15 protein-coding genes are annotated in these 15,683 nt (G+C 64.5%); 9 read left to right on the forward strand and 6 right to left on the reverse strand.

Translation table 11 applies throughout. From position 1 onward, the window contains the following. Nucleotides 1-22 precede the first annotated feature (22 nt). Both ACJ7Z0_RS22070 and ACJ7Z0_RS22075 read right to left on the reverse strand, forming a co-directional pair. A complete protein-coding gene (locus ACJ7Z0_RS22070; RefSeq protein ID WP_434791542.1) occupies nucleotides 23-1,138 on the reverse strand; it encodes an acyl-CoA dehydrogenase family protein in 1,116 nt (371 codons plus the stop codon). Between the two features lie 12 nt (nucleotides 1,139-1,150). Beyond that, nucleotides 1,151-2,332 (reverse strand): acyl-CoA dehydrogenase family protein, encoded by a 1,182-nt coding sequence (locus ACJ7Z0_RS22075; protein WP_434791543.1) that lies wholly within the window; start codon nucleotides 2,330-2,332, stop codon nucleotides 1,151-1,153. Nucleotides 2,333-2,504: 172 nt separating this feature from the next. On the opposite strand from ACJ7Z0_RS22075, the gene purN reads away from it, so the two are divergent. Both purN and ACJ7Z0_RS22085 read left to right on the forward strand, forming a co-directional pair. Then, nucleotides 2,505-3,101, forward strand: coding sequence for a phosphoribosylglycinamide formyltransferase (gene purN, locus ACJ7Z0_RS22080; protein WP_434791544.1), 597 nt, complete (start codon nucleotides 2,505-2,507; stop codon nucleotides 3,099-3,101). Nucleotides 3,102-3,136: 35 nt separating this feature from the next. After that, complete coding sequence (locus ACJ7Z0_RS22085) at nucleotides 3,137-3,466, forward strand: I78 family peptidase inhibitor (protein WP_434791545.1); 330 nt, start codon at nucleotides 3,137-3,139, stop codon at nucleotides 3,464-3,466. Between the two features lie 2 nt (nucleotides 3,467-3,468). Here the strand turns inward: ACJ7Z0_RS22085 and ACJ7Z0_RS22090 are convergent, their stop codons facing one another. Continuing rightward, a complete protein-coding gene (locus ACJ7Z0_RS22090; protein WP_434791546.1) occupies nucleotides 3,469-3,714 on the reverse strand; it encodes a DUF1653 domain-containing protein in 246 nt (81 codons plus the stop codon). A 46-nt stretch (nucleotides 3,715-3,760) separates the two neighbouring features. Between ACJ7Z0_RS22090 and ACJ7Z0_RS22095 the strand changes: the two genes are divergently transcribed. The 3 genes from ACJ7Z0_RS22095 to ACJ7Z0_RS22105 all read left to right on the forward strand — a co-directional run bounded on the left by ACJ7Z0_RS22095 (nucleotide 3,761) and on the right by ACJ7Z0_RS22105 (nucleotide 8,262). Then, nucleotides 3,761-5,614: a M48 family metalloprotease gene (locus ACJ7Z0_RS22095; protein ID WP_434791547.1), complete on the forward strand. Its 1,854-nt coding sequence runs from the start codon at nucleotides 3,761-3,763 to the stop codon at nucleotides 5,612-5,614. Between the two features lie 28 nt (nucleotides 5,615-5,642). Next, nucleotides 5,643-6,914, forward strand: a complete 1,272-nt coding sequence (locus tag ACJ7Z0_RS22100; protein WP_431123985.1) for an RsmB/NOP family class I SAM-dependent RNA methyltransferase — start codon at nucleotides 5,643-5,645, stop codon at nucleotides 6,912-6,914. Nucleotides 6,915-7,047: 133 nt separating this feature from the next. After that, complete coding sequence (locus ACJ7Z0_RS22105) at nucleotides 7,048-8,262, forward strand: DesA family fatty acid desaturase (protein WP_431123983.1); 1,215 nt, start codon at nucleotides 7,048-7,050, stop codon at nucleotides 8,260-8,262. Nucleotides 8,263-8,479: 217 nt separating this feature from the next. On the opposite strand, the gene rpmG is transcribed toward ACJ7Z0_RS22105, so the two are convergent. The 3 genes from rpmG to trxB form a co-directional block, all read right to left on the reverse strand. Further along, entirely contained in the window at nucleotides 8,480-8,653 is a 174-nt protein-coding gene (rpmG, locus tag ACJ7Z0_RS22110) for a 50S ribosomal protein L33 (protein WP_007830291.1), read from the reverse strand. Nucleotides 8,654-8,664: 11 nt separating this feature from the next. Further along, complete coding sequence (rpmB, locus tag ACJ7Z0_RS22115) at nucleotides 8,665-8,898, reverse strand: 50S ribosomal protein L28 (RefSeq protein WP_007830293.1); 234 nt, start codon at nucleotides 8,896-8,898, stop codon at nucleotides 8,665-8,667. A 171-nt stretch (nucleotides 8,899-9,069) separates the two neighbouring features. After that, complete coding sequence (trxB, locus tag ACJ7Z0_RS22120) at nucleotides 9,070-10,029, reverse strand: thioredoxin-disulfide reductase (protein WP_431123980.1); 960 nt, start codon at nucleotides 10,027-10,029, stop codon at nucleotides 9,070-9,072. A 186-nt stretch (nucleotides 10,030-10,215) separates the two neighbouring features. Between trxB and ACJ7Z0_RS22125 the strand changes: the two genes are divergently transcribed. The 4 genes from ACJ7Z0_RS22125 (at nucleotide 10,216) to ACJ7Z0_RS22140 (ending at nucleotide 15,494) form a co-directional block, all read left to right on the forward strand. Further along, entirely contained in the window at nucleotides 10,216-10,890 is a 675-nt protein-coding gene (locus ACJ7Z0_RS22125) for a Crp/Fnr family transcriptional regulator (protein WP_093020152.1), read from the forward strand. Between the two features lie 90 nt (nucleotides 10,891-10,980). Beyond that, complete coding sequence (locus ACJ7Z0_RS22130) at nucleotides 10,981-13,383, forward strand: DNA translocase FtsK (protein WP_434791548.1); 2,403 nt, start codon at nucleotides 10,981-10,983, stop codon at nucleotides 13,381-13,383. A 153-nt stretch (nucleotides 13,384-13,536) separates the two neighbouring features. After that, nucleotides 13,537-14,181, forward strand: coding sequence for an outer membrane lipoprotein periplasmic chaperone LolA (gene lolA, locus ACJ7Z0_RS22135; protein WP_434791549.1), 645 nt, complete (start codon nucleotides 13,537-13,539; stop codon nucleotides 14,179-14,181). 20 nt (nucleotides 14,182-14,201) lie between these two features. Further along, on the forward strand, nucleotides 14,202-15,494 hold the full coding sequence (locus ACJ7Z0_RS22140; RefSeq protein WP_434791550.1) for a replication-associated recombination protein A: 1,293 nt from the start codon (nucleotides 14,202-14,204) through the stop codon (nucleotides 15,492-15,494). The last annotated feature ends 189 nt before the right edge of the window (nucleotides 15,495-15,683 follow it).

Raw genomic sequence — 15,683 nt, forward strand, 5'->3', positions numbered from 1 at the left:
GGATGCTATGAGAAAAACATCGTCAGGCGAAGACGCCAGCGGTGTCCTGCATACGGGCAGACACTTCGCCCAGGTGGTGCAGCGAATCGCCGAAGGTCATTTCGAGCTGCGTGAGCTTGCGGAAGTAATGGCTGCCGATGTATTCGTCCGTCACGCCGATGCCGCCGTGCAGCTGCACCGAGTTGGCGGCGACATAGCGCATCGACACGCCCAACTGGTACTTGGCGCGCGCCAGCGCCTGGCGCCGCTCTTCGGCCGGCGCGTTGAGCTTGAGCGTGGCGTAGTAGCTCATCGAGCGTGCGAGCTCTAGCTGCATCTTCATGTCGGCCACGCGATGGCGCAGTGCCTGGAAGGTGGAGATGGTCACGCCGAACTGCTTGCGCTGGTTCATGTAGTCGACCGTCAGGGCGAGCGTCTTGTCCATCACGCCAACGGCTTCGGCGCAAGTGGCCGCAATGCCGACGTCGACCGCGTACTCGAGTGCCGCCAGCCCGTCGATGGTGATCAGCGTGGCGTCTGCCTTGTCGAAAACGACCTCGGCCGCACGGCTGCCGTCCTGCGTGCCGTAGCCGCGGGCCTCGACACCGCTGGCGCTGCGTTCGACGAGAAAGAGGGCGATCTTGCCGTCGGCCTGCGCGGGCACGATGTAGGCATCGGCTTCGTCGCCCACGGGCACCACGCTCTTGGCGCCGGTCAGCGACCAGCCATCGCCGGCCTTCACGGCCTTGGCTTCGCACACGTCGAGCCGATAGCGCGCCTTGCGCTCCTGGTAGGCCAGCACCACGATGGCCTGGCCGCCCGCAATGCGGGGCAGCCAGTTGTCCTTGATGTCCTCGCCGGCATAGCCGCTGAGCACCGCGCCGGCAATCAGCGTCTGCGCGAAGGGCTCCAGCACGATGCCACGGCCCAGTTCTTCCATCACGACCATGCCCGCCACGGGGCCCATGCCCAGGCCGCCGTCTTCTTCGGCGATGTAGAGGCCGCCCAGGCCGAGTTCGGCCAGATCGTCCCAGGCCTCGCGCGAGAAGCCACCACCGGCCTCGATGCTGCGGCGGCGCTCGAAGTCATAGCCCTTGTCGACCCACTTGCGAACGGCGTCGCGCAGTTGTTCCTGGTCGTCCGAGAAATTGAAATCCATGTTCTTGTCTCCTCAGCCGAGAACGGTTTGAGCAACGATGTTGCGTTGCACTTCGTTCGAGCCGCCGTAGATGGTGGTCTTGCGCATGTTGAAGAAGGTCGATGCGAGCGGCGCAAGGGCCGGGTTGCCGCCGGGGAAGTCGCCTTGCCAGCCGGCTTCCATCGCTTCGCGGATGAGAGGCAGGGAATAGGCGCCGCCGGCCAGCATCATCAGTTCGCTGTAGCGCTGCTGGATTTCGCTGCCGCGGATCTTGAGCAGGCCCGCGACGTCGAGCGAGTTCTTGCCCGACGTAGCGGCCGAGAGCACGCGCAGCACCATCATCTCGAGCGCGACGATGTCGACTTCGAGCTTGGCGATCTCGTCGCGGAAACGGAGGTCGTCGTACACGCCTTCGCTCTTGGCGATGCGCTTCAGCCGCTCGAGTTCACGCTTGGCGCGGTTCACGTCGGCGATGTTGGTGCGCTCATGCGAAAGCAGGTGCTTGGCGTAGGTCCAGCCCTTGTTCTCTTCGCCGATCAGGTTCTCGGCCGGCACTTCGACGTTGTCGAAGAACACCTCGTTCACTTCATGGCCGCCGTCCAGCAGCTTGATGGGCCGCACCGTGACGCCGGGCGACTTCATGTCGAGCAGCAGAAAGCTGATCCCGGTCTGGGGCTTGCCCTCGTTGCTGGTGCGCACGAGGTTGAACATCCAGTCGCCGTACTGGCCGAGCGTGGTCCAGGTCTTCTGGCCGTTGACGATGTACTTGTCGCCTTTGCGCTCGGCCTTGGTCTTGACCGATGCAAGGTCGGAGCCCGAACCCGGTTCGCTGTAACCCTGGCTCCACCAGACTTCACCGCTCGCAATGCCAGGAAGAAAACGCTTTTGCTGCTCGGCGTTGCCGAAGGCCATGATCACCGGAGCGACCATCACCGGGCCGAACGGAACGATGCGAGGCGCGCCGGCAAGGGCGGTTTCTTCCTCGAACAGGTGGCGCTGGATGGCGGTCCAGCCGGGGCCGCCGAATTCCTTCGGCCAGCCGTAGCCGAGCCAGCCTTTCTTGCCGAGGATCTTGGCCCAGCCTTGCAAATCGTCACGCGTCAGTTCGAGCGCGTTGTGCACCTTGTGCGAAATCTCTTTGGGAAGGTTTTCCTTGACCCAGGCGCGAATTTCTTCGCGGAACTGCTGTTCTTCGGGCGTGAAGCTCAAATCCATGCGTGCCTCGCTGTGTTGATCGGTCGCCGCCATCGCGAAGAAAAGCGGCTTGTCTCCGGGGTTTCGAGTTTTAGCACGGTCGTGCTGTGAAACGGTGTCCGCGCGGCGACAAGCAGCCCCTCGCACCGTTTTTCGGGCGCGCCAGGCGGAGCACAGATAATCCCGGCCTCCCATGAAGAACATCGTGATCCTGATCTCCGGCGGCGGCTCCAACATGGCGGCCATCGTGCGCGCCGCCGAGCGCGACCGCTGGTCCGAGCGCTTTGGTGCGCGCATTGCCGCCGTCGTCAGCAACAAGGCCGAGGCGGGAGGGCTTGCGCTCGCCAAGACGCACGGCATCGAAACCGCCGTGGTCCCGCACAGGGACTATCCGAGCCGCGAGGCCTTCGACGAGGCACTGGCGAAGGTCGTCGATGCGCATTCGCCCGCGCTGGTGGTGCTGGCGGGCTTCATGCGCATCCTGACGCCCGCCTTCGTCGGCCGCTATTCGGGCCGCCTGGTCAATATCCATCCCTCGCTGCTGCCGGCATTTCCGGGGCTCAACACGCACCAGCGGGCCATCGACGCCGGCTGCAAGGTGGCCGGCGTCACGGTGCACCAGGTGACCACCGAACTCGACCATGGCCCGATCCTGGCCCAGGCCGTGGTGCCGGTGCTGCCGGACGACACTGCGGCCACGCTGGCCGGCCGGGTGCTCGCGCAAGAGCATCAGTTGTATCCACGCGCCATTGCGGAATGGCTTGCCGATACATCAAGTCACATACCTTAAATTTGTTTATATTCGCGGGTTTTCGGGAGCATCCATTGAAAACCCAATCGCTACTGTCCACGGTCGCCGCCGCCGTCTTGTTGGCGGCTTGCGCCGCGCCAGCCCCTGCACCCACCGCTGCATCCACATCCGCATCCGCCGCGGCGGCGGCCGAGCCGGTGTACCAGTGCAATGCGGATGGCGCACGGTTCGCTGTCGGACAGCCGTTGTCACCGCAACTCGAAGCCGCCGCCCGCGTGCGCGCCGGTGCGGGCACGGTGCGGGCACTGAAGCCCGGCGAAGTGGTCACGATGGAACTCAACGGCGGACGCCTCAACCTCGACGTGGATGCGCGCGGCCGGGTGACCGACGTTCGCTGCGGCTGAGGCTACGCCAGGATCTGGACCGGGGCGAAGCGCAATTGGCGAATTCCCTCGATCTCCACGGTTTCGCCGAACATCGCGGCCGGGCGGACCCAGAGTCCCCGGGCGCCATAAAGCGCGCGGTAGAGCGTCATCGGCTCCAGGGTCTCGCTATGGCGCACGGTGCCCAGCACCTCGTATTCGCCGCCCTTGTAGTGGCGATAGCGGCCGGGAGGCGTCTCTATCAGGGGTGGCAGGTCGTTGTCATTCACGGCGTTGCTTCTTTCAAACTGTGGTGTCCGGTTGGAGGAAAGACGGATGGATCGCGCTGATTTTGTTCACCTCGTCCGACTGAGCGAGCATGCCAGCGCTGACGACAGCGCGCGCTACCGGCGCAACGTCGCGGCGTTTGCAGCGCTCGGCTATGCCTGGGTGATGGCCTGCCTGGCGCTGTCGATCGGCATCATTGCCTGGGTGGCGCTGGCCGCCGGGCGCGGACGCTTCGGTTTCTCGCGCGGCTGGCTGCTGCTGTTTGCCTTCGGCCTTCTCTGGGCCACGCTGCGCGCCTTGTGGGTGCGGTTCGACGAACCCGACGGCCGCGAGCTTTCGCGCGCGGATGCGCCGGCGCTGTTCGAGGCACTCGACCGCATCCGCAAGAAGATCAAGGGGCCGCCGGTCCATCGCGTCTACCTGGACGACGAGTTCAACGCCAGCATTCGGCAGGTGCCGCGCTTCGGCCTGTTCGGCGGGGCCGTCAATTCCCTCTCCATCGGCTTGCCGCTCTTGATGATGCTGGACCGGCGGCGGCTGCTGTCGGTGCTCGCACACGAGTACGGGCACTTGCGCGGCAACCACGGCAGGCTCAGTGCCTGGATCTACCGCACGCGGCTGTCGTGGCTCAAGCTGGACGCCAGCCTGCAGCGCGACGAAAGCGTGATGGCGCTCGTGTCGCAGGCTTTTTTCCGCTGGTACTTTCCGCGCTTTGCGGCCCGGACCTTTGCGCTCGCCCGGCAGGATGAGTACGAAGCCGACCGCATTTCCGGGCGGCTCCTGGGCACGCCCGTGGCAGCGGCCGCGCTGACGGAAATAGCCATCAAGGGCAACTGGTACGCCAATGAATTCTGGGCTTCGCACTGGGCACGCGCCGAACGCGAGCCTCAGCCGCCCGGTCCCTTCAAGGCGCTGCGGGAGCTTGCCGCAACGCCGCCCAGCAGTGAATTCGCGCGCCAGGCCCTGCGCGAAGCCATGCGGCGCGTCAGCGACCTCGACGACACCCACCCCGTCTTGCGTGACCGCCTCGAGGCGCTCGGCCAGAAAGCCGTGGTGCCGCCGTGGTCCACCGAACCGGCGCTGGGCATGCTCGCCGACAGCGCGAAGTGGATCGAGCACTTCGACAACCAATGGCGCCGCGCCCACGCCAGCGACTGGAAGCAGCACCATGCGCACCGGACGCGCATCCGCGAACGCATCGAACTTCTTGCCGCTCGGGGCGAGCGCAACACGCCCGACGAAATGGTCGAGTGGGCCGATTCCGAACGCCGGCTCGATCCGGCCGCGCCGGTGCGCGAGCGCTATGAACGCGTGCTGCGGCTCGCCCCCGAACATCCCGGTGCCTTGCGGGGGGTGGCCCAGATGCTGCCCACGCGAGACCGCGATGCGCGCCTGGCGGTGCTCGACCGCTTGCACGGATCCAGTGCGGCCAGCCGCTGGTGGGCTGCGAAAAACGCCGTGGCGGCGCTCGAGGATCCCGATGCGGGGGCGCACGACGAGGAAGCCCTCAAGCTGTGGCGCGGCCGGCTCAAGGAGGCCGAAGAAGCCGAGGCGCGTGCCTGGGAAGAAATCACCGAAACGCCTTTCTTCAGCCAGATCGTCCGGCATGACCTGAACGACCATGAGCTGGGCGAATTGCGGGCTGACCTGTCGCGCTGCCTCCCGATCTCGAGGGCCTGGCTGGTGCGCAAGACTTTGCGCGAGTTTCCGTGGCGCCGGGCCTACATCGTGTTCGTCGACCTGCCCGGCATGGACGACGACGACCGCTGGCAGCTTTGCCGGCAACTCGAGCAGACCCTGAGCCTGCCGGGGGCGGCGCTGGTTCTCTGGGCCGGCCATTCGCCGACGCTGGAGGACATTGAACGGCAGGCTTTCGGGACGATCTGGACGCGCACGGCGTAGGGAGCCGCCCGGCTGAGACAATCGGGGCATGCACCCCAAAGCCCTGTTGGAGGCCACCGCCGATCTGGTCGGCCTTGTCCTGAAATTCGATCACCCGGCCGACCAGGTCGTTTCGCGCTTTTTCCGCGACCACCGCGAGTTCGGCCCGCGCGAGCGAGCCACGCTTGCCGAGACCGTCTACACCGTCTTGCGCAAGAAGCTCCTGTTCGACCATCTCTCGCCCTCGGGCACCGGTTCAAAAGAGCGCCGCATGGCGATCCTGGGCTTTTACGGCCCGCGCGACTTCTTGAAGAGCGCCCTCAACGACACCGAAAAACGCTGGCTCGACAACTGCGATGCCGTCAAGCAGGAAGACCTGCTGGAGCGCCACCGCCACAACCTGCCCGAATGGCTGGTCACGCCGCTCAAGGCCCAGTTGGGCGACGGCTTCTGGCCGTTGGTCGAGAGTTTGCAGCAGCCCGCTCCGCTTGACCTCCGGGTCAATGCACTGACCGACAAGCGGGCAGAAGTGAAGGCGGAGCTTGCCAAGGCTGCTATCAAATCTGAAGCAACCCCGTTTTCGCCCTGGGGCTTGCGCATCGAAGGCAAGCCGGCGCTGACCAAGCTGGATGCTTTTGCGCGCGGCGCCGTCGAGGTGCAGGACGAGGGCTCCCAACTGCTCGCGCTGCTGCTGGACGCCAAGCGCGGCGAAATGGTGGTCGATTTTTGCGCCGGCGCGGGCGGCAAGACGCTGGCGATTGGTGCCACCATGCGCAACACCGGCCGGCTCTATGCTTTCGACACCTCGGCGCACCGGCTCGATGCGCTCAAGCCGCGGCTTGCGCGCAGCAAGCTCTCCAACGTCCATCCGGCCGCCATCGCGCACGAGCGCGACGATCGCATCAAGCGCCTGGCCGGCAAGATCGACCGGGTGCTGGTCGACGCACCCTGCTCGGGCCTGGGGACGCTGCGCCGCAATCCGGACCTGAAATGGCGCCAGTCGCCCAAATCGGTCGAGGAACTGACGGTCAAGCAAGCCGCCATCCTGCAAAGCGCGGCGCGCCTGCTGAAATCCGGCGGTCGTCTGATTTATGCCACGTGCAGCGTGCTGCCGGAAGAAAACGAGGCCATTGCCGAGGCTTTCAGCGCGGCCAACCCGGATTTCGTGCCGCAGGACGCGGCGGAACTGCTGCAGGGCCTCAAGGTGGAGGGTTTCGAGAAGCTCTGCGCCGGCGGGCCGGACGGCCGCCGCTTCCTGCGGCTCTGGCCCCATCGCCATGCGACCGACGGCTTCTTTGCGGCGGTGTGGAACCGCAAATAGGCGCGGCACTCCAAACTAGGGTAAATCTGCGCTTTTGTGGAAGGACAAAAGGCCTCATTTTGGCCTTGTCCCCTTAAAATCGCAGGTTAACTGAAAGGTTGCACCTTCGTGTGGCCATGGAGCACTTAATTCAATGTTGATTCCTGACTCTGCCGTTTTGAGCGCGGCCATCGACTGGCTCGGACACGGCTTGTGGGACCTCACATGGTGGCAAGTCGTGCTGTACACGCTCGTCACCACGCACATCACGATCGCCGCGGTCACGATCTTCCTGCACCGCACGCAGACGCACCGGGCCATGGATCTGGGGCCGATCCCCTCGCATTTCTTCCGTTTCTGGCTGTGGCTCGGCACCGGCATGGTGACCAAGGAATGGGTGGCCATTCACCGCAAGCACCACGCCAAGTGCGAAACCGAAGACGACCCGCACAGCCCGCAGGTCAAGGGCATCGACGAAGTCCTCTGGCGCGGCGCCGAACTGTATCGCGCCGAGTCGAAGAACAAGGAAACGATGGAGCGCTACGGCCACGGCACGCCCGATGACTGGCTCGAACGCAACCTGTACACGCGCTACAGCTGGCAAGGCGTGGGCCTGATGCTGGTCATCAACCTGGCGCTGTTCGGCGGGCTGGGCCTCACGGTCTGGGCCGTGCAGATGCTCTGGATCCCCATCACGGCGGCCGGCATCATCAATGGCATTGGCCACTACTGGGGCTATCGCAACTTCGAGGCGCAAGACGCCAGCCGCAATGTCTCGCCCTGGGGCCTGATCATCGGCGGCGAAGAGCTGCACAACAACCACCACACGTATCCCACCTCGGCCAAGTTCTCGGTCAAGAAGTACGAATTCGACATCGGCTGGGTCTATATCCAGATGATGCAGAAGATCGGCTGGGCCAAGGTCAAGAAGGTGCCGCCGAAGATGCAGATGGGCGACATCCAGCCCGTGGCCAACGAGAAGACGCTCGAGGCCGTCATTGCCAACCGCTACGAAGTCATGGCTGGCTATGCGCGCGAAATGCGCCGTGTCACCAAGGCGGAGCTGGTTGCGCTCAAGACCAAGGGCGGCGACATCTCGGTGCTCAAGGCAGCCAAGAACTGGCTGCACCGCGACGACGACAAGGTGCCGGCATCGGCCCGCACGCACCTCGTGCAGGCGCGCGCCGCCCACCCGGTCATCGACAAGATGGTCACGATGCGCGAAGAACTGCGCCAGCTGTGGCTCAACACGTCGCAGTCGCGCGAGCAACTGGCGGCCGATCTGGCGGCCTGGTGCCACCGTGCGGAAGCCAGCGGCATTGCCGGCCTGCGCGAATTCTCGACCCGCCTGCGCGCAGCGCGGGCCTGAGAGTCCTTCAAGAATCGCGCGACTCGCGCAGCACCTGCGCTCCCTGAAAAGCCGGCTTCCAGGCCGGCTTTTTTACGCCCGTCTTTTTCCTGCGCGAGAGCGGGAGGGCAAAGAAATAGAAGAACCCGCGAGTTGAAATGAGGGATCGACGGGCAACAAAAAACCCCCGCCGGGCAAGCCTGGCGGGGGTTTTTTGTTTGGGTAAACCAGCGCTGAATTACTTCAGCTTGATTTCCTTGTATTCGACGTGCTTGCGTGCCTTGGGGTCGAACTTCATGATCGACATCTTTTCAGGCATCGTCTTCTTGTTCTTGCTGGTCGTGTAGAAGTGGCCGGTACCCGCGGTGGATTCCAGCTTGATCTTTTCGCGTCCGCCTTTGCTCGTTGCCATGATTCAGCTCCTTAAGCTTGGCCGCGTGCGCGCAGGTCTGCGAGCACGGCGTCGATGCCGTTCTTGTCGATCAGGCGCAGTGCAGCGCTCGAAACACGCAGGCGAACCCAGCGGTTTTCAGTCTCGACCCAGAAACGGCGATATTGCAGGTTCGGCAGGAACCGGCGCTTGGTTTTGTTGTTGGCGTGGGAAACGTTGTTTCCGACCATCGGGCCTTTGCCCGTTACGTCGCATACGCGTGCCATGAGGACACTCTTTCTTGAACAGCTGGCACCGGCGCAACCGTGAAGATTGCAGGTGTTTTGCAGCTTGACCTCGCCAGAAACGGGTGGCGGTACCCCGGCTTGCCGAACCCACGGGGAGTGGTGCTGTTTCGGCAAAGCCTTGAATTATAGCCCTTTTGGCCGCAGCCCGGTCTAGAGCGTGCCGTCCTGCTCAAGGAAGCGCTGGGCGTCCAGCGCGGCCATGCAGCCGGTGCCCGCGCTCGTGATGGCCTGGCGGTACACGTTGTCCTGCACGTCGCCGGCGGCAAAGACGCCCGGAATGCTGGTCATCGTGGCGAAGCCCTGCAGGCCGGAGCGGGTCAGGATGTAGTTGTCCTTCATCTCCAGCTGGCCCTGGAAGATGTCGGTGTTGGGGTGGTGGCCGATGGCGATGAAGCAGCCCTTGAGGTCGATCTGCTCGGTCTCGCCGTTCTGCGTGCTCTTGATGCGGATACCCGTCACGCCCGTGTCGTCGCCCAGCACCTGGTCGAGTTCCTTGTGCAGCTTCAGCACGATCTTGCCTTCGGCGACCTTTTCGTGGAGCTTGTCGATCAGGATGGGCTCGGCGCGGAACTTGTCCCGGCGATGGACCAGCGTGACCTTGTTCGCGATGTTGGCGAGGTACAGCGCTTCCTCGACGGCCGTGTTGCCGCCGCCGATCACGCACACCTCTTGCTCGCGGTAGAAGAAGCCATCGCAGGTTGCGCAGGCCGAAACGCCGCGGCCCATGAATTTCTGTTCGGAATCGAGGCCCAGGTACTTGGCGGAAGCGCCGGTGGCAATGATGAGCGAATCGCAGGTGTAGGTGCCGCTGTCGCCGGTCAGGGTGAAGGGGCGCTTGCCGAGGTCGACCTTGTTGATGTGGTCGAAAACGATCTGTGTCTTGAACCGCTCGGCGTGTTCGAGAAAGCGCTGCATCAGCTCCGGACCCTGGACGCCGTGCACATCGGCCGGCCAATTGTCAACTTCTGTTGTCGTCATCAATTGGCCGCCTTGGGCAATGCCGGTGATGAGCAGGGGTTGCAGATTTGCGCGTGCTGCATAAACCGCAGCGGTATAGCCGGCAGGGCCGGAGCCGAGGATCAAAACCTTGGCGTGTTGGGGAGCGGACATGATTGGAAAGCCTAGTATTTGCGCTGCGTCAGCGTGTACATTTTCAGGGTGGTAGCCGATATATATGGAGTATCACCGCCCGGTTCAATGCCCGGGTGCACGGTGTTTTCAATGCGCGCGATTGTAGTAATCCATCGAAAACCGAAGGTGGGGAGGGCTTGCACGTGCGGTATCAGGGATTGATAAATGTCGATGCTTTCCAATCTTGAGCTGTTGCGGCGCGTTCCGTTGTTCGCCTCGCTGACATCCTCGCAATCTGCAAGCATTGCGGATGCGATCATCAAAAAGCGCTTCAAGCGAGCGGAAGTCATTGTCGAGCAGGGCAAGAAGTCCAATGCCCTCTACATCATCCTGACCGGGCGGGCGCGCGTCACGAGCGCCGACACCCGCGGCCGCGAAGTGATCCTTGCCACGCTACACACCGGCGACTACATCGGCGAGATGAGCCTGATCGACGACGAGCCGCATTCGGCCACGGTGCGCACCGAAATCCAGTGCGACGTCCTCATGCTGGGCCGCGACGCATTCGCACGCTGCCTGCCCGAAAACTCCTCGATGGCCTACAACATCATGCGCGGGCTCGTGCAGCGCCTGCGCCATGCGGACCGCAAGATCGAGTCGCTGGCGCTGATGGACGTCTATGGGCGCGTGGCGCGTTCGCTGCTCGAGTTCGCCATCGACGACGGCGCGGGCAATTTCAAGGTGCGCGACAAGATCTCGCGCCAGGATCTCGCGAAAATGGTGGGTGCTTCGCGCGAGATGGTGAGCCGCGTGATGAAGGATCTCGAGGAGCGCGGATTCGTCCAGTCCCAGGACGACGGCTCCATGATCGTCAAGGAACGGCTCCTGTCTTTGACTTGAGCCGACGGGGCGGGCGCTTCCAGCGGCCGCCTTTTGTTGTAGTGTTCAGGCCTCCAGCCGCCACTTCGAAGGCTGGATGCCGTGTTTTTCATGACCTATTCGCTCAATACGCTTCAATCTTCTTCCGCCGCCGAGGGGCAACCGGTGCGCATGCGCGCCATGCGCTTTGCCCACGAAATCACGCTGATCGCGGGATTCGCGGGGCTGCTGTTCTGGTTGCTGGCCATGCTGAGCTTCACGCCTTCCGATGCGGCGTGGTCCACCTCCGGCACCGGAGGCGAAATCAAGAACTGGGGCGGCCGCATCGGCGCCTGGCTGGCCGACGGCAGCTACTTCCTGGCCGGTTATTCGGTGTGGTGGTGCCTTGCGGCGGGCCTGCGCGCGTGGCTCTCCTCGCTCGCCAACTGGCTGCGCGGCGGCGAGACCGCGCCTGCCGAGCAACCGGTGCGCGGCCGTTTCAACCGCAGCCGACTGGCGTTCTGGTTCGGCCTCGTCCTGCTGCTGTGCGCGAGCGCCGTGCTCGAGTGGTCGCGGCTGTATCGGCTCGAATCCCATCTGCCGGGCTCGGGCGGCGGCGCGCTGGGCTACCTGGTCGGTCCCGCAAGCGTGCGCTGGATGGGCTTTACCGGCTCGGCGCTGGTGGCCATTGCCGCCGGCGTGATCGGCTCGGCGCTGGTGTTCCGTTTTTCATGGACCCAGATTGCCGAGCGTATTGGCGCGCGGGCCTATTCGCTGTTCGAGTCGCGCCGCGAAAAGCGCGAGATGGCCGCTGACATCGCCCTGGGCAAGCAAGCCGCACGCGAACGCGCCGAGGCCGAGGAGCCGCCGTTCTCGCATGGAGCCGCCGGCAGTATCGAGCCGACAGGCCTCGAAGGCGATGAAGAGTTGCGCATCGAGCCGCGCCCAAGGCGCCGGGCGCCGTCGCCGCCGGTGCAGATCGAGCCCGCGATGACCGAGGTGCCCAGGAGCGATCGCGTCGTCAAGGAGCGCCAGAAGCCGCTCTTCAAGGAACTGCCGGACAGCAAGCTGCCGCAAGTCGACCTGCTCGACGCCGCGCAGGTGCGGCAGGAAACGGTGTCGGCCGACACGCTCGAGATGACCTCGCGCATGATCGAGAAAAAGCTCAAGGACTTCGGTGTCGAGGTGCGCGTGGTGCTTGCCTCGCCCGGCCCGGTGATCACGCGCTACGAAATCGAACCGGCCACCGGCGTCAAGGGCTCGCAGATCGTCGGCCTGGCCAAAGACCTCGCGCGCTCGCTCTCGCTGGTGTCGATCCGCGTGGTGGAAACCATTCCGGGCAAGAACTACATGGCGCTGGAGTTGCCGAACGCCAAGCGCCAGTCGATCAAGCTCAGCGAAATTCTCGGTTCGCAGGTCTACAACGAGGGCAAGTCGTTCCTGACGATGGGTCTCGGCAAGGACATCATCGGCAACCCCGTGGTGGCCGACCTCGCGAAGATGCCGCACGTGCTGGTGGCCGGTACCACCGGTTCGGGCAAGTCGGTCGGTATCAACGCAATGATTCTTTCGCTGCTCTACAAGGCCGAGGCACGCGACGTTCGCCTGCTCATGATCGACCCGAAGATGCTCGAAATGTCGGTCTACGAAGGCATTCCGCACCTGCTGGCGCCCGTGGTGACCGACATGCGCCAGGCCGCGCACGGCCTGAACTGGTGCGTGGCCGAGATGGAGCGCCGCTACAAGCTCATGAGCAAGCTGGGCGTGCGCAACCTGGCCGGCTACAACACCAAGATCGACGAAGCCAAGGCGCGCGAGGAGTTCATCTACAACCCCTTCAGCCTCACGCCCGACGATCCCGAGCCGCTCAAGCGCGAGCCGCACATCGTGGTGGTGATCGACGAACTGGCCGACCTGATGATGGTGGTCGGCAAGAAGATCGAAGAACTCATTGCCCGTCTCGCGCAGAAGGCGCGCGCCGCCGGCATCCACCTGATCCTTGCCACGCAGCGGCCCAGCGTCGACGTGATCACCGGCCTCATCAAGGCCAACATTCCCACGCGCATTGCGTTCCAGGTGTCGAGCAAGATCGACAGCCGCACCATCCTCGACCAGATGGGCGCCGAAGCGCTGCTTGGCATGGGCGACATGCTCTACATGCCGAGCGGCACCGGCTTGCCGATTCGCGTGCACGGCGCGTTCGTGAGCGACGAGGAAGTGCACCGCGTGGTGGCGTATCTCAAGAGCCAGGGAGAGCCCGACTACATCGAGGGCGTGCTCGAAGGCGGCACGGTCGATGGCGACGGCGACATGCTGGGCGAGGGCGGCGACGCCGAGAAAGACCCGATGTACGACCAGGCGGTGGAAGTGGTGCTCAAGAACCGCAAGGCCAGTATTTCGCTCGTGCAGCGCCACCTGAAAATCGGCTACAACCGCGCGGCGCGGCTGGTCGAAGACATGGAGAAGGCGGGCCTCGTCAGTGCCATGAGCGGCAGCGGCCAGCGCGAGATCCTGGTGCCGGCGCGCGCCGAATAGGCGGCGAAAACCCGCCGTCCCGGAAGTTACGCGCTGACAAGCTCGTTGCAAAAGCTGCGCTAGCGTTGCAAAACTTCATCAAGCCCCGCACATGGCGCAACGCGCCGCGGGGTATGGTCATGTCAACGGCATCGCTTGCTGAAGGAATCCAAAATGAAAATGCGTCATTGGCTGTTGATCGGCCTTCTCTCATCCCTTCTCTCAACGGCCAACGCCTGGGCCGGCGGCCTCGAAAGCCTCGAGACCTTCGTCAAGACGGTCAAGTCGGGCCGCGCGGAATTCACCCAGACCGTGACCGCACCGCCGCGTGAAGGGCAGCCGGGCCGCGCCAAGACATCGAACGGCACCTTCGAATTCCAGCGCCCGGGCAAATTCAAGTTCGACTACCAGAAGCCGTTTGCCCAGAGCATCGTGGCCGACGGCAAGACGCTCTGGCTGTACGACGCCGACCTGAACCAGGTCACGCAGCGTGCCCAGTCGCAGGCATTGGGCTCGACGCCTGCGGCACTGATTGCCGCGGCCCCCGACCTGCGTGCGCTGCAGGCCGACTTCACGCTCGAGGCCGCGCCCGAACGTGATGGGCTCCAGTGGGTCAAGGCTACGCCCAAGAACAAGGACGGCCAATTGCAGAACGTGCATGTCGGCTTCCAGGGCGACGCGCTGGCCGCGCTCGAGATTCTCGACAGCTTTGGCCAGCGCTCGGTGCTCAAGTTCAGCAAGGTCGAAGTGAACCCGGCGCTCCCTGCCACCGTGTTCGAATTCAAGGCGCCCGCCGGGGCCGACGTCATCAAGCAATAGCAGCAACCCGACAGGCAGGCTTGGCCAACAGTTCGCATCAACCCCTTGCCGAACGCCTGCGTCCGAAGACGCTCGGCGAGGTCATTGGCCAGCAGCACCTGCTGGGGCCGGGCATGCCGCTGCGCATCGCCTTCGAGTCGGGCCAACCGCATTCGTGCATTCTCTGGGGGCCGCCCGGCACGGGCAAGACGACCATCGCGCGGCTGATGGCCGATGCCTTCGATGCGCAATTTCTCAGCATCAGCGCCGTCCTCGGCGGCGTGAAGGACATCCGCGAAGCGGTGGAGCGCGCCACGGCCGCACGGGACGGCCTGGAGCAGCAGCGCACCATCGTCTTCGTCGACGAGGTGCACCGGTTCAACAAGAGCCAGCAGGATGCGTTCCTGCCGCACGTCGAATCGGGGCTGTTCACCTTCATCGGCGCCACCACCGAGAACCCTTCGTTCGAGGTCAACTCGGCCTTGCTTTCGCGCGCGGCGGTGTACGTGCTGCAGCCGCTCACGGAGGGTGATCTGAAGCAGATCGTCGCCAAGGCACAGGCCATCCAGGCGGTTCCCGCCATCGAAGACACGGCCATCGACCGGCTTGTCGCCTACGCCGACGGCGACGCGCGGCGCCTGCTCAACACGCTCGAAACACTGGCCGTGGCGGCCCGTGCCGAGAAGCTCGACAACATCGCCGACGAATGGCTGCTGCGCGTGCTCGGCGAGCGCATGCGGCGCTACGACAAGGGCGGCGAGCAGTTCTACGACACCATCAGCGCCTTGCACAAATCCGTGCGCGGCAGCGACCCCGACGCCGCGCTCTACTGGTTCGTGCGGATGCTCGATGGCGGTGCCGATCCGCGCTACATGGCGCGCCGGCTGGTGCGCATGGCCAGCGAAGACATCGGCCTGGCCGATCCGCGCGCGCTCCGGCTGGCGCTCGATGCGGCCGAGGTCTATGAACGGCTCGGCACGCCAGAGGGCGAACTCGCGCTGGCCGAGTGCGTCGTTTACCTGGCCATCGCTCCCAAGTCGAACGCCGTCTACACCGCCTACAACGCAGTGCGTGCCCTCATCAAGAAGGACAGCACGCGCCCGGTGCCGATGCACCTGCGCAATGCGCCCACCACGCTCATGAAGGACCTCGACTACGGCAAGGGCTACCGATATGCGCACGACGAGGAAGGCGGCTTTGCGGCCGGCGAGCGCTACCTGCCGGAGGGTCTCGAAGGGCAGGTCTTCTACCAGCCCGTCGAACGCGGACTCGAAATCCGCATCGCAGAAAAGCTGCGCGAACTCCGCCGGCTCAACACCCAGCGCGAAGGGTGATACGTCTTTTCACACTGCGGGCACGCCCTGCATGACTTCACTCGCATACAGCATGGCGTGAGCGGGTAAACCCCGGTGAAGGCGCACCAAATCGGCGCTGGTGGGTGCTTACAATCCCGCCCACAAATCAGCCAGCGACACATGCTGGCTGGTTTTTTGCTTATCAAGCCAAGGTGCCAAACCGGTGCC

The sequence above is a fragment of the Variovorax palleresanus genome (genome assembly GCF_051144945.1).
In the GTDB taxonomy this organism is placed as follows: domain Bacteria; phylum Pseudomonadota; class Gammaproteobacteria; order Burkholderiales; family Burkholderiaceae_C; genus Variovorax; species Variovorax paradoxus_S.